The organism is Pseudomonas sp. WS 5027 (assembly GCF_012985695.1).
Taxonomy (GTDB): Bacteria; Pseudomonadota; Gammaproteobacteria; order Pseudomonadales; family Pseudomonadaceae; genus Aquipseudomonas; species Aquipseudomonas hygromyciniae.
On the sequence record NZ_JAAQWU010000015.1, the window covers coordinates 36,792 to 49,574 of the forward strand.

The following is a 12,783-nucleotide window of genomic DNA, read 5'->3' on the forward strand; positions in this document are numbered from 1 at the left end:
GGATGCAGGAGCGTCAAAAACCGATGGGTAACAGAATCGATATTGCGCAAGTCCCATGGGGGCAAGACGCGTTCATTACCGATTGGGCCTTAACGCCCATGTGCGCCCCCATCATGCTGCGCTGCACCGCGAGCATGATGGTTGACTGAAGGATTAGCGTTGGTGACGCCGTGGCAACATGCGTGTCAGGGTGTTATCCCGCAGCCAGTAGTGATGGAGCAATCCGGCGCCAGCGTGCAGGCCGATCAGCCAGTAGCCGGCGCTGCCGAGCAGCTCGTGCCAGTACTTGAACTGCTTGGCCAGGTCGGGATTGACCGCCAGTAGTGTCGGCATCTGGAACCCCCAATACGGGAACGGTTTACCGCCAGCGGTGAGCATCAGCCAAGCCAGTAATGGCGTGATGATCATTAAGCCATAGAGGGCCAGGTGCATCAGGTGTGACAAGCCAGATTGCCAGGTCGGTGGCTGGGGGGTGATAGGGGGGCGCGGCGTCAGGCGGCCTAACAGGCGCACCCAGACCAACGCAAAAATGCTCAGGCCGAACACCCCGTGCAAGCCGAGCAGCAGGCTTCTTGCGTCGCTTCCTCGGGGCATAAAACCCTTGAGTTCGATGCATGCGTACACGCAGACAAACAGCACCAGCATCAGCCAGTGCATGATGATCGACAGTCTTGCATAACGGGTGACGACCTTATTGGTGGTCATAAAGGGCCTCGTGACTCAGCGTAAGTGGCGGCCAATGGGTTTGGCGGCCTTGATCCGGTTGCGTCGAACCGATGGGCACTTTGCAACACCCGTCTTAAGACATTCTGAAGGCAGCCTTCTCACCTTCAGACTTCGTTAAGAAATGGCTTGGATACTCCTCCCACACCTATTAAGGGAGGCGTCTTGCCCATGACCCTTGTTGACTGGAATATCCGCCTGCCCCTGCACTTTGGTCAGGCCCACGTGCCGCAAATGACACTCTCAAGTGCGTTGCCGGACGACCCTCAGCGCCCGTTGTTCGAATCGTTTATCCAACAGCGCTTTCAAAAAGCCCACGGTGCCGACATCCGCCATTTCATGCCTGAGCTGTTTGGGATGCACAACGGCGATGGCGAGCTGTGCGCAGTGGCAGGGGTACGCCGCGCGCAAGTGGAGCCGCTGTTTCTTGAGCGATACCTGGATCAACCCATTGAGCCGCTGATCAGTGCGGCGGCAGGTCGTGATGTGGAGCGCACCGGGATTGTCGAGGTTGGCAACCTTGCCGCCAGCGATACCGGCAGTGCACGCCTGAGCATCGTGGCCATCACCTATTTGCTGGCCATGGGGGGCCTGGAATGGGTGACCTTTACCGGCAGTATCGGCCTGGTCAACAGCTTCCACCGCCTGGGTTTGAAACCGGTGACCCTGTGCGCCGCCGATCCGGAGCGCCTGGGGGACGACCGTCACAGTTGGGGCAGTTACTACGAGAGTAAGCCTTGGGTACATGTGGGCAACATCCGCAGCGGGTTTGTCCATCTGCGCAACATGGGGCTGTTCAACCGCTTAGGGCTGTCGACCTCGATGGAAGGAGCTTTTCATGTCGCTTGAATTGCAACGATTTAAACAAACCTTGCTCCAGCATGCCGAGCGCGAACCCAGCGGCGTCGCGCTGTGGGGCGATACCCTCAAGCTTGACTACGCCACCCTCTATGCGGAGGTGATGTATCGCCAGCAGCGCTTGCGCGATGAGCATGTGCAGGTGATCGCGCTGGCCCAGGACAACGGCGTCGAAGCCATGCTCTGGGACTTGGCCATTTTGTTCGAGGGCCTGACCTGCGTGACGCTGCCACCGTTTTTCAGCCCGGCGCAGCGTGCCCATTGCCTTGAGCAGAGTCAGGCCGAACGTGTGATCGCAGGGCCGGAGCTTGCGCACGAGTTAATTGCCGGCGGTTATCACCAGCAGGGCGAGTTCTGGTGCCGCACGTTTAGTGGCCCCAACCAGATGCCTGCCGGTACCGCCAAGCTGACCTTCACCTCCGGCACCACCGGTACCCCCAAAGGCGTGTGTCTGAGTGCGCAAAGCCTGCTGCGGGTTGCACGGGAGTTGGACCAGGCGAGTAAATCCAGCGATTCGCGGCATCACCTGTCGCTGCTGCCGCTGGCGATCCTGCTAGAGAATCTCGGTTGCTACGCCGCGCTCTACGCGGGGGCGACGTTGAGCTTGCCGAGTCAGGACGTCCTGGGCATTCAAGGCGCCAGCAGTGTCGATGTCCCGCGGCTGCTGGGTTGCCTGGCCGCTCGCCAGCCGCAGAGCCTGATTTTGGTGCCGCAACTGCTGCAACTATTGGTCGGTGCTGCCGAACAGAAGGGGTTCAATCCGCAGAACCTGCGCTTTGTAGCGGTGGGTGGGGCGCGGGTGTGCGAGGACTTGCTGCAGCGTGCGCAGCGCGTGGGGGTGCCCGTCTATGAAGGGTACGGATTATCGGAGTGCGCCTCGGTGGTCTGCCTGAATCGTCCCGGTCTGTGCCGCCCGGGCAGCGTCGGCCAACCCTTGCCCCATGCGCAAGTGAAACTGGCCGAGGACGGAGAAGTGTTGATCAAGGGCACGAACTTGCTCGGCTATCTCGGTGAGCCCGCCTACAGCGAAGAGTGGTGGCCGAGCGGGGATATCGGCGAGTTCGATTCCCAGGGCTTTCTCTACCTCAAGGGGCGCAAGAAACATCAGTTCGTCACCAGTTTCGGGCGCAACGTCAACCCAGAATGGGTTGAGTCCGAACTGACCCAGCGCAATCACATCGCCCAAGCCTTTGTGTACGGCGAGGCGCTGGCGCGCAACCACGCCTTGCTCTGGCCCCATCGACCCGATTGCAGCGATGCGCAGTTGGACTTCGCGGTCGCCCAGGCCAACGAGACCTTACCCGATTACGCCCGGGTGCATAGCTGGACGCGCCTGACCCAACCATTCACGGCTGCCAATGGCCTGCTCACCGCCAACGGCCGTCCGCGCCGCGATGCCATTGTGGCGCAGCACCGCACACAACTCACTCAAGCCGTTCTTTCCCAGGAATCGATGTCATGAATTTTTTCGACGAGCTGCAAGACGCCACGCAACAGGAGCGTCACGAACTGTTCAACCTGCCCATCATTGTCAGTGCGCTACGAGGCGATGTGAGCCTTGAGAGCTATCGGGCGTTTCTGGTCCAGGCTTATTACCACGTGCGCCATACGGTGCCGCTGATGATGGCATGCGGTGCGCGTCTACCCGCCCGTCTGGAGTGGCTGCGCAAAGCCGTGTGTGAGTACATCGAAGAGGAGTACGGCCATGAACAGTGGGTGCTCGACGACATTGTCGCCTGTGGTGGCGACCGCATTGCCGTACGCGATGGCCAGCCGTCGCTGTCGATTGAGTTAATGGTCAGTTATCTCTATGACCTGATCGCCCGTGGCAACCCGGTCGGCCTGTTTGGCATGGTCAATGTACTCGAAGGCACCAGCATTGCACTGGCAACCCACGCGGCGGGCAGCATTCGCACGCGCCTGGGGTTGCCGGAAACGGCCTTCAGTTATCTGAGCTCCCATGGCTCGCTCGATATTGAGCACATGCAGACCTATCGTCGCCTGATGAACCAGCTGGAAGATCGGGACGATCAAGAGGCGGTGATTCACGCCTCGAAAGTCGTGTATCGCTTGTACACCGATATGTTCCGCGGCCTGTCCCGCGATGTGGAGGGGCAACATGCAGCTGCATGACGCGCGGGTGGTCGTGGCCGGTGCCAGCGGTGGCATTGGCCTGGCCATCGTCGGCGCCTTGTGCGCGGCCGGCGCTCGGGTCTTGGCCGTGGCCAGGCATTCGCAAGCATTGGCGCCCCTTTTGGAGCGCTATCCGCAGCAGATTGCATGGGTGTCCGCCGACCTGACCGTCTTGAGCGAGCGGCGTAAGGTGTTTTCGATGGCACAGACCATGGGCGATATCAACTTGCTGATCAACGCCGCCGGGGTCAATCACTTCGGCATGATCGAACAGCTCGATGACAGCGAGATCAACGCAATGCTGGCGGTGAATATCAGCGCGCCGATCTGCCTGACCAAACTGTTGTTGCCACTGCTCAAACAGGCGGACAGCGCCATGGTGGTCAACGTGGGCTCCACTTACGGTTCGATCGGTTATCCAGGTTATGCGAGTTACTGCGCGACCAAGTTTGCCTTGCGTGGTTTTTCCGAAGCGTTGCGTCGGGAACTGGCAGACACCCGGGTCAGTGTCCTGTATGTGGCACCCCGCGCCACGCGCACGTCGATGAACAGCGAGTCGGCACAAGCCCTCAATGATGCACTCAAAGCCAGTGTGGACGATCCGCAGGCCGTGGCTGCAGCGGTCATCCACGCGATTGCCGGTGACCGTCGTGATCTCTACCTGGGGTGGCCGGAGCGGTTTTTCGTGCGCCTCAACAGTCTGCTACCGCATTTGGTGGATCGAGGCTTGCGCAAGCAATTGCCGCTGATCCGACACCTGAGCAAAAAAACTGACAGCGAGCCGCCAACATCATGAAAAAAATCTATGCCTGCCTACTCCTGGGCGTATTGAGTCAGAGCGTGTGGGCGCTGGACGCCGCCGATCAGCAGCGCCTGAGCGATATTCAGCAGCGTTGGGCACACATCCAGTATGAAATACCGCAGGACCAGCGCGCCGATGCATTCGAGCAACTGTCCTCGCAAGCCAGCACATTCACCCGCGAACGTCCGGCCGTCGCCGAAGCCTGGATCTGGAAAGGTATTGTCACCAGCAGTTGGGCCGGTGCGCAGGGTGGGCTCGGCGCGCTGGGCAAGGCCAAGGATGCCAAGGCCGATCTGGAAAAGTCCTTGAGCCTTGACCCTCAAGCCCTTCAAGGCTCGGCCTATACCAGTTTGGCGGCGCTGTATGATCGTGTTCCGGGTTGGCCAATCGGCTTCGGCGATAGTGAACAGGCAGAACAGTTGCTCAAAAAGGCGCTGCAGCTTAATCCTGAGGGCATCGACAGCCTGTACTTCTGGGGCGATCACCTCTACCGTCAGAAACGCTACGCTCAAGCCCGGGACGCGCTGCAAAAAGCCCTGCAGGCACGCCCTCGGCCAGGCCGTGAAAGCGCCGATGCCGGCCGTCGCGCGGAAATCGCCGCGTTACTGGTGGACGTGAACAAGAAACTCAAATAACAGGAGTTCATGTGCGGCTATTACTGATTGAGGATGACGAGGCGCTCGGCGAAGGCATTTATCAAGCGCTGGGGCGTGAAGGCTATACCGTCGACTGGCTCAAGGACGGCAGCAGCGCCTTGCATGCCTTGCTCAGTGAAACCTTCGATCTGGCGGTGCTTGATCTGGGACTGCCGCGCATGGATGGGCTTGAAGTGTTACGTCGTCTGCGCGACAGCGGTTCGATCCTGCCCGTGCTGATCCTCACCGCTCGGGACGCGACGGAAGACCGCATCGCCGGGCTCGATGCCGGTGCCGATGATTACCTGATCAAGCCGTTCGATCTGGCAGAACTCAAGGCACGTTTGCGTGCCTTGTTGCGGCGCAGTGCCGGGCGCGCCCAGGCGCTGATCGAGCACGCCGGTATCAGCCTCAACCCCAGTACCCAGCAAGTCAGCTATCAAGGCATGCCGGTCGCATTGACGCCCAAGGAATACCAACTGCTCCACGAACTGCTCTCGCCACCGGGCCGGGTCATGACGCGCGACCAGTTGATGCAACTGCTCTACGGCTGGAACGAGGAAGCGGAAAGCAACACGTTGGAAGTGCATATCCACCATTTGCGCAAAAAGTTCTCTACCGACCTGATCCGCACGATTCGCGGGGTGGGTTACCTGGTGGAGGAGCGCCTGTGAGCTCAATCCGCCGCCGCACGCTGACACTGATCATCGGTTTGATGCTGGCAGGGCTGGCGGTGTTGAGTGTGTTCAACTTACACGACAGTAACCATGAAATTGCTGAAGTCTATGATGCGCAGCTGGCGCAAAATGCTCGCCTGCTGCAGGGCGTGATGCGGATGCCGATGACGGGGCAAGCCCACCGCGATCTGTACCAGCAGTTCAACGAGGCGCTGGCTGAGGCTGTGCCGCGAGCCGATGGCCATCCTTATGAAAGCAAGATCGCCTTTCAGATCTGGAGCCCCGAGGGGGCAGTACTCGTTCACACCGCCAGCGCGCCCTCATTAAGCGCGCCGCCGACCCAGTCGGGCTTCAGCGACATCACCGACCTTAAAGGCCGGCAGTGGCGCGCGTTCATGCTTGAAGACAAACAGAATGGCGTGCGTATCTGGGTTGGCGAGCGTAACGACGTACGCGCTGACCTGGTGGGGCGTATTGTCCGTCACACCCTTTGGCCGAACGTGTTGGGCAGCCTGATCCTCGCTGCAATGGTCTGGGTCGCTATCGGTTGGGGTCTCAAGCCCCTGGCGAACATGGCGGCGACCCTGCGCTCGCGCCACAGTGGCTCATTGGAGCCGTTGCAACTGACTCCTCTGCCCAGTGAGCTTGAGCCCATGCAGGCGGCGCTTAACCGTATGCTGGGGCAGATCCAGGAAGCGCTCGGCCGCGAACGCCGATTTATTGCCGACGCCGCCCACGAAATGCGCACCCCGCTGGCGGTGTTGCGGGTGCATGCGCAAAACCTGCAGGAAGCCGGTACCGAGCAGCAGCGCCGTGAGTCACTGGCGTTCCTGATCGCGGGTGTCGACCGGGCCAGTCGCCTGGTCAACCAACTGCTGACGATGGCGCGCCTTGAACCCAAAGCCATGGCGCCGGTATCGCAACACATTGATTTGGGTAAGACCGTGCGCAACAGCCTGGTAACACTCACGCCATGGTTGCTGAGAAAGCGGCTGGAGTTGGATTTCGACGACTCGCAGTCCCATTTCTCGGTAGTCGCAGATGCTGCCTCCATCGATATCGCCCTCAATAACCTCATCACCAATGCCGCCAACTTCTCGCCGGAACACGGGGTGATCAGCGTCAGGCTTAGCCAGTCCGAAGGTTTTTGTCATCTGATCGTCGAAGACCAGGGGCCGGGAATTGATGAGGAGCAGCGCGCACGCTTGTTTGAACGCTTTTATAGCGCTGGCAACCCCGAAGGGGCAGGGCTGGGGCTGAACATCGTGCATGCGATTTCGACGCGTTTGGGGGGAAGGATCACCCTTGCCAATCGAGAGGAGGGTGGGCTGCGGGCTACTTTATCGATTCCGATGAAAGGCAGTGATCGGCACATTGATTCGAATTTATAGTGAATATTTAACGTTAGAAAATATCGACGTATTGACTCTTTTGCGCGCTATTCGATGGATTTATAAGAAATTAGGCCCGCTTTAAATATGTGGGGTTAGGCTTGAGTTGTAACAAGGGCCTTTCTAAATGATAAGGATTTGCATTACGCTCCGCGACCTTTAGTGCTCCGTCTTGGTGCATATCGGCTCAACAAGGACTGTTTGCAATGAAAAATCCCCCCTACCTTTTCAGCTCTCTTTTCCTGTCCGTCGGCATGCTGATCGCCGCCCCGGCGTTGCAAGCAGAAGAGATTGGCGAGGTCGATAAACACGCCGTCACAGAACTCGACACCTCGTTCGTCACCGCCACCGGCGGCGCCACGGATCTGCGCGATGCGCCGGCCAGCGTCAGCGTCATTACCCGCGAAGAAATCGAGCGCCAGCCCGTATATGACCTCAATACCCTGCTGCGGCGTGTTCCGGGTGTGACCGGTGGTTTCGGTCCGGTGGGCGAGCAATCGAAAATCAAACTGCGTGGCTTGGACGACAAGTACACCTTGATCCTGGTGGATGGCAAACGCCTCGGCGGCTCGGGGGATTTGAGCTATCGCCGCGACCTGGCGCGCCAGGACCTGAACTGGATCACCCCGAACATGATCGAGCGCATCGAGATCGTGCGCGGGCCCATGTCTTCGCTGTACGGCTCGGATGCCATGGGCGGGGTGATCAACATCATCACCCGCAAGGTATCGAGCACCTGGAGCGGTTCGGCCAACGTCAACACCACGATTCCCGAAGATTCCGACCGCGGCCAGACCACCCAGACCAGCCTCAACCTGTCCGGGCCTTTGACCGAGTCCGTGGGCCTGCGCCTGGGCGCCAACCTGACCCGGCGTGCCGCCGATGAGGTCACGGCGCGCCTGGATAAGGATGGCGAGTTCATGTACGGCGACGGCGCGGGCGGGGCCAAGGACCACAGCGTCAACGCCTTGCTCGACTGGAAAATCAATGATGAGCAAAGTCTGTCGTTCGAGGCCGTGCATGGCGTCGAGCGGTCCTGGTCGAGCAAAAAGACCTTCGGTGACTGGGGCGAAACCATCGGTGGCAGCTTCGGGCCTGGCCGTCTGATTCGCGACAGCTTCTCCGTATCCCACAACGGGGACTGGAGCTTCGGTACCTCGAAAGTTGATCTGTACCTGAACAAGTTCAAGAACGATATCGACTGGGGCAAGTCCAGCGCCGAAGAAAAAATCGCCGAAGGCAGCCTGAACATTCCGTTTGAATTCCTGCTCAGCCAGCGCATGACCGTGGGCGGGCAGTGGAAGCGTGAAGAACTGACCAATAGCGACACCCTGGGCACGGTGCCCGTGGACTATCAAGGCGTTGCAGTCGCCGGTTCTTCGCTCAAGGGTGACTATTCGGCCGCGTTTATCGAAGATGAGTTGTACCTGCTCGACAACCTGGCGCTGACCCTGGGCAACCGTTTCGACCACAGTGAAGACTACGGCAACCACAACAGCCCGCGTGCGTACCTGGTCTACCATCCGCATCCGGACTGGACCGTACGCGGTGGTGTGTCCAAGGGCTTTCGTGCGCCAAGCCTGAAAGAGGGGAGCGCCGGTGCCGCCACCGAGTCCGGCGGTCGCGGTTGCGGTTCGTTGAAACCCCTGGGTTATGTGAGCGGCAGTTGCTGGATGGCCGGCAACCCGAACCTGTCGCCAGAAACCAGCGTCAACAAGGAGATTGGCGTGTCGTTCGATCGTGACGGTTGGGAGGTCAGCCTCACCTACTTCCACACCGATTTCGAAGACAAGATCGAATACGCACCACTGGGCCAGTTCCAGGGGCGCTGGTGGACCATGCTGGAAAACGTCGAAGAAGCCCGGACCCGAGGCTGGGAAGGCTCGGTTCGCGTCCCGCTGACCGACTCCCTGGATTGGCGCACCAACGCCACCTACATGCTGGAGAGCAAAAACCTGTCCACCGGCGAAGACCTGATCAGCGCGCCCAAGTTGTCTGCCTTCAGTGCGCTCAACTGGCAAGTCACCGACAAGCTCAACACCGAACTTTCGGCGCAGCATGTCGGCAAGCAGCGGGGTATTGGCAATGACTTCGTCAAGTCGTACACCACCTACGACCTGACGGCGAACCTGGCCGTGACCAAGTGGTTGACGTTGAATGGCGGCGTGCAGAACTTGCTGGATGAAGATGCGCGTGATGGTTCGACGACGTTCTATGTGCCGGGCCGTGCGTTCTTTGCCGGGGCGACCACTTACTTTTGAGGGGTAGCTAAGTCATGGCCCGCGAGCGTGAGTAGCTCGTGGGCTTGCTCTCGAAGATTTCTGCGGGCATAAAAAAACGGCTTACCTTTCGGTAAGCCGTTTTTAGTACTTGGTGGTACACAGACATTTGAACCAGATAAATAAGTTAATGTTTTAATTGATTATTTGCTTTTTCATATTTTCAAGGGATACATCTGGGGATACACGGTGCTGTCTGCTGGGGGTGTTTTTGGGCAGGTTCACGCTAGATGAGAAAGCCGTCCTGGCTCATCGCTCTATCCCCGACGAACGGTAACGTCATCGTGACAAACTCGCCCACATGCAAAGGTGTGGTCATCATCATCACTCCTTTGATGGTTCAGTCCAGAGATGACCCGATTATCTCGTTCCTCACTTTTGAGGAGCCATCTCCGCACTTTTGCGGCGATGATGGTGCTGGCGCCGTGTAGCAGTTCCACCACACAGAGGCGTTCTTGCCAATCCCCGCGCCAGCACCACCCCGGATCAGGGTAGTGATGACGCTTGTATAGGATGGAGCTCAGGGTAAACGGATTGAGTGTTTAGTGGCGATTGGCCCATCTTTTAGCAGGTTGAGGCAGCCGCTCACCTTCTGTAAACGACGAATGACGCCTAAACAAAGATTGATCTTGAAAAAGAAAAAAATCAGGAGTAAAAGACGCTTAATCAGCATTTTTTTGCGGGAAATCCGCAAAAAAACACGTTTTAAGCATCGTAGGGGCAAAAATGCTCATTGAGTTCAGCGTCAAAAATTTCAAGTCAATCAGGGAGCGTCAGACTCTTAGCATGGTGGCGTCGAAGTATTACAAGGAGTTTATTGATGAGAACACTTTTGAAGTGGATTCTGAGGAGAAGTTCCCTCGCCTTTTAAAAAGCGCGGTGATTTATGGGCCGAATGCATCCGGTAAAACTAGCCTAGTAGATGCTATGACTTTTGTAGATTGGATGGTTGGTCATTCTGCAAAGGAAAGTCGATTAGAAGACGGTGTGAGCGTAATCCCTTTTCGACTCTCCTATGAAAGTAGAAGCTCAGACTCGGAGTTTGAGGTTAACTTTTTCGAGGAGGGAGTAAGGTACGAGTTCGGTTTTACTGCGAACTCAGAGCGAATTACTTCCGAGTGGTTGTACGCATACCCGTCGGGAAAGATGCAGCGTTGGTATAAGCGGGAGTATGTAGCTGAAAGTGATCAGGATTCATATGTTTGGAGCAAGCTATTTAAAGGTGGTCGCAGAAGGACTGACTGGAGATTAAATACGCGGTCTAACTCGCTGTTCTTGTCGGCTGCAATCCAACTTAATAATGAGCAGTTGCGACCAGTATATAATTGGTTTACGAAAAGACTTGCTACTATGGATCCAGCAAACTTGACTGCAAGTTATACTATGGAGCGGTTTGATGATGCTAAGAAAGACATTCTCTCATTTCTTAGTGGTGCTGATTTGTTTATTTCTGACATAAGGATTGAGCGACGTAAGTTCGATCCTTCGGAAGTTCCAAATGATATGCCGTCGGCCTTTCGAGATGAATTTATTAAGACTATGAGTGGTCGGGAGATTGCTGAGCCCAAGTTCTACTTAGATTCCATTGATGGCTCTGGCCCCGTGGAATTTGATGATGATGAGATTTCCGCAGGTACTAAGGCTCTTTTTAAATTCTCTGGTCCTTGGCTTGATGTCATGCGTAACAAGCGTGTACTGCTCGTAGACGAGCTCGATAGCAGCTTGCATCCTTTGGTTGTCCATCAGCTTATTGAAAGTCTGAATTCGAAGGGCACACAAGCGCAGGTCATTTTTACGACCCATGATACATCGATTCTCGGGCAGAATATTTTGCGCCGGGATCAAGTTTGGATGATTGACAAAGATGAGTATCAATCCTCTGTTTTGACGCCGCTGTCTGATTATTCCGTGCGAGAGGATGAAGCACTGGAGAAAGGTTACTTGGCGGGGCGATATGGCGGAATTCCATTTGTTAAGGATTTTTCGAATGGGAACTGACAACATACATCATAGGAAAAAAGCTCAATCGTTTGAACGAAAAAAGCCTGTGAAAGAGGCAGGTAAACGCTTTTTAATAGTGTGCGAAGGTGAAAAAACAGAGCCGAACTATTTTAAAGAGATTCGGCACGACTTGAGGTTGCAGACGGCCACCGTCGAGATATGTGGAGAGTGCGGCTCTGATCCTATTTCGGTTTATCAACATGCTGTTGATCTCTTCGAGAAGGAGAAGGGCGCGAGTTTTGATACCGTCTTTTGTATAATTGATAAAGATAGTCATAAAAATCTGGATAGGGCAATTGGGCTTATTAACGCAAAGGAAGGAAAGTTTGTTGCGGTCTTATCCTATCCATGTTTTGAATATTGGTTGCTGTTACATCACGTGCTGCATAGAGAATCATTTGTTCGAACTGCAAAAAAATCTATAGGGGAATCGGTTTTTAGTGAGCTAAAGAAGCACGATAAGTCGTACGCGAAAGGGGGTAAAGGCGTCTGGTTGAGATATAAGGAAAAGCTTTCATTCGCCATCAATAACTCGCGGGAAATGAAGAAGGTCGCCGATGCTTCAGGGAATCCCAATCCGTCGACTAATGTTCACGAACTGGTTGAGCTTCTAACTAATTTAAATAAGCCAGGTGGGCATAAGGCTTAGTGAATACATCCACTTTGCCCTGGCATCACGTGCTGACGGTGAACAGGGTAAAGTTGCTATTACTCAATATTTAACAAATTTCGGATTTGTCCGAGAGCATATTCGCTTCGAGCCTAGACTGCTACGCTTCCGCCTCAGGTGTTGATGCTGGAGCCTGAACAAATCGCGGCCTGCTAATGAGCCGCAGATTTCATCAGCCGGACGCGAGCAACTACCCGGAATGGGAGGGCTGGCTCGGCTGGCAACCCGAGCGGCTTCCGCTCCAAGGTGAACAACTCGTTTACCACCTGCTCCGACCTGCTGTCAGGTCGTTGGAAGCCCCGGAAAATACTTGACGAGCATCAAGCACCAGCACGGCACCTTTAACGCTGGAAGCGGTGCATTGCTTGGGCTGCGGGCAACTTGCCCTTGTTCTGTCGTCGGGAATCCGTCTAGGGCCTGTCTAATATTGCCTGGCGCGCTAAGCATTTTTCTGGCCCGGTATTTCACCACCCCATCGCGCCAGGATATTGATCGATCACCCACCTTGACGGCCGCCTCACGAATTTAGACGGAGCCGGTGCTGGTCAGGCAGCCCGAATGCTCGCAAAGCCTTAACCTGCTTGGCTTTCAGCGTTCCAACCACTGGTGGCGCC

Annotated in this window: 11 protein-coding genes; 10 read left to right on the forward strand and 1 reads right to left on the reverse strand. The window is 56.5% G+C overall.

The genetic code is table 11. The annotated features are described in order from the left end of the window. Positions 1–153: 153 nt before the first annotated feature. A complete protein-coding gene (locus HBO09_RS18635) occupies positions 154–705 on the reverse strand; it encodes a cytochrome b (RefSeq protein ID WP_169996082.1) in 552 nt (183 codons plus the stop codon). Positions 706–894: 189 nt separating this feature from the next. On the opposite strand from HBO09_RS18635, the gene HBO09_RS18640 reads away from it, so the two are divergent. The 10 genes from HBO09_RS18640 to HBO09_RS18685 all read left to right on the forward strand — a co-directional run bounded on the left by HBO09_RS18640 (position 895) and on the right by HBO09_RS18685 (position 12,148). Beyond that, the gene (locus HBO09_RS18640) at positions 895–1,572 is read left to right on the forward strand and encodes a thermostable hemolysin (RefSeq protein WP_169996084.1); all 678 of its coding nucleotides are present in this window, start codon (positions 895–897) and stop codon (positions 1,570–1,572) included. Next, the gene (locus HBO09_RS18645; protein ID WP_169996086.1) at positions 1,562–3,043 is read left to right on the forward strand and encodes an AMP-binding protein; all 1,482 of its coding nucleotides are present in this window, start codon (positions 1,562–1,564) and stop codon (positions 3,041–3,043) included. Before HBO09_RS18640 ends, HBO09_RS18645 begins: the two co-directional genes overlap by 11 nt. Beyond that, on the forward strand, positions 3,040–3,714 hold the full coding sequence (locus HBO09_RS18650) for an iron-containing redox enzyme family protein (protein WP_169996088.1): 675 nt from the start codon (positions 3,040–3,042) through the stop codon (positions 3,712–3,714). Before HBO09_RS18645 ends, HBO09_RS18650 begins: the two co-directional genes overlap by 4 nt. Next, positions 3,701–4,510: an SDR family oxidoreductase gene (locus HBO09_RS18655; RefSeq protein WP_169996090.1), complete on the forward strand. Its 810-nt coding sequence runs from the start codon at positions 3,701–3,703 to the stop codon at positions 4,508–4,510. The genes HBO09_RS18650 and HBO09_RS18655 overlap by 14 nt, the downstream gene beginning before the upstream one ends. Then, on the forward strand, positions 4,507–5,151 hold the full coding sequence (locus tag HBO09_RS18660; protein ID WP_169996092.1) for a tetratricopeptide repeat protein: 645 nt from the start codon (positions 4,507–4,509) through the stop codon (positions 5,149–5,151). Before HBO09_RS18655 ends, HBO09_RS18660 begins: the two co-directional genes overlap by 4 nt. Positions 5,152–5,162: 11 nt before the next feature. Beyond that, complete coding sequence (locus tag HBO09_RS18665; RefSeq protein ID WP_169996094.1) at positions 5,163–5,825, forward strand: response regulator; 663 nt, start codon at positions 5,163–5,165, stop codon at positions 5,823–5,825. Then, positions 5,822–7,219: an ATP-binding protein gene (locus tag HBO09_RS18670; protein ID WP_169996096.1), complete on the forward strand. Its 1,398-nt coding sequence runs from the start codon at positions 5,822–5,824 to the stop codon at positions 7,217–7,219. Before HBO09_RS18665 ends, HBO09_RS18670 begins: the two co-directional genes overlap by 4 nt. 206 nt (positions 7,220–7,425) lie before the next feature. Then, the gene (locus tag HBO09_RS18675; RefSeq protein WP_169996098.1) at positions 7,426–9,480 is read left to right on the forward strand and encodes a TonB-dependent receptor; all 2,055 of its coding nucleotides are present in this window, start codon (positions 7,426–7,428) and stop codon (positions 9,478–9,480) included. A 744-nt stretch (positions 9,481–10,224) separates the two neighbouring features. Beyond that, a complete protein-coding gene (locus tag HBO09_RS18680; protein ID WP_169996100.1) occupies positions 10,225–11,496 on the forward strand; it encodes an ATP-binding protein in 1,272 nt (423 codons plus the stop codon). Beyond that, a complete protein-coding gene (locus HBO09_RS18685; RefSeq protein WP_169996103.1) occupies positions 11,486–12,148 on the forward strand; it encodes an RloB family protein in 663 nt (220 codons plus the stop codon). The genes HBO09_RS18680 and HBO09_RS18685 overlap by 11 nt, the downstream gene beginning before the upstream one ends. Positions 12,149–12,783: the final 635 nt, after the last annotated feature.

What these genes read in the sequence shown, in the direction of transcription:
- HBO09_RS18675 (WP_169996098.1), top strand. Translation starts at nt 7,426, where the DNA reads ATGAAAAATCCCCCCTACCTTTTCAGCTCTCTTTTCCTGTCCGTCGGC.
- HBO09_RS18650 (WP_169996088.1), top strand. Translation starts at nt 3,040, where the DNA reads ATGAATTTTTTCGACGAGCTGCAAGACGCCACGCAACAGGAGCGTCAC.
- HBO09_RS18640 (WP_169996084.1), top strand. Translation starts at nt 895, where the DNA reads ATGACCCTTGTTGACTGGAATATCCGCCTGCCCCTGCACTTTGGTCAG.
- HBO09_RS18645 (WP_169996086.1), top strand. Translation starts at nt 1,562, where the DNA reads ATGTCGCTTGAATTGCAACGATTTAAACAAACCTTGCTCCAGCATGCC.
- HBO09_RS18685 (WP_169996103.1), top strand. Translation starts at nt 11,486, where the DNA reads ATGGGAACTGACAACATACATCATAGGAAAAAAGCTCAATCGTTTGAA.
- HBO09_RS18680 (WP_169996100.1), top strand. Translation starts at nt 10,225, where the DNA reads ATGCTCATTGAGTTCAGCGTCAAAAATTTCAAGTCAATCAGGGAGCGT.
- HBO09_RS18655 (WP_169996090.1), top strand. Translation starts at nt 3,701, where the DNA reads ATGCAGCTGCATGACGCGCGGGTGGTCGTGGCCGGTGCCAGCGGTGGC.
- HBO09_RS18635 (WP_169996082.1), bottom strand. Translation starts at nt 705, where the DNA reads ATGACCACCAATAAGGTCGTCACCCGTTATGCAAGACTGTCGATCATC.
- HBO09_RS18660 (WP_169996092.1), top strand. Translation starts at nt 4,507, where the DNA reads ATGAAAAAAATCTATGCCTGCCTACTCCTGGGCGTATTGAGTCAGAGC.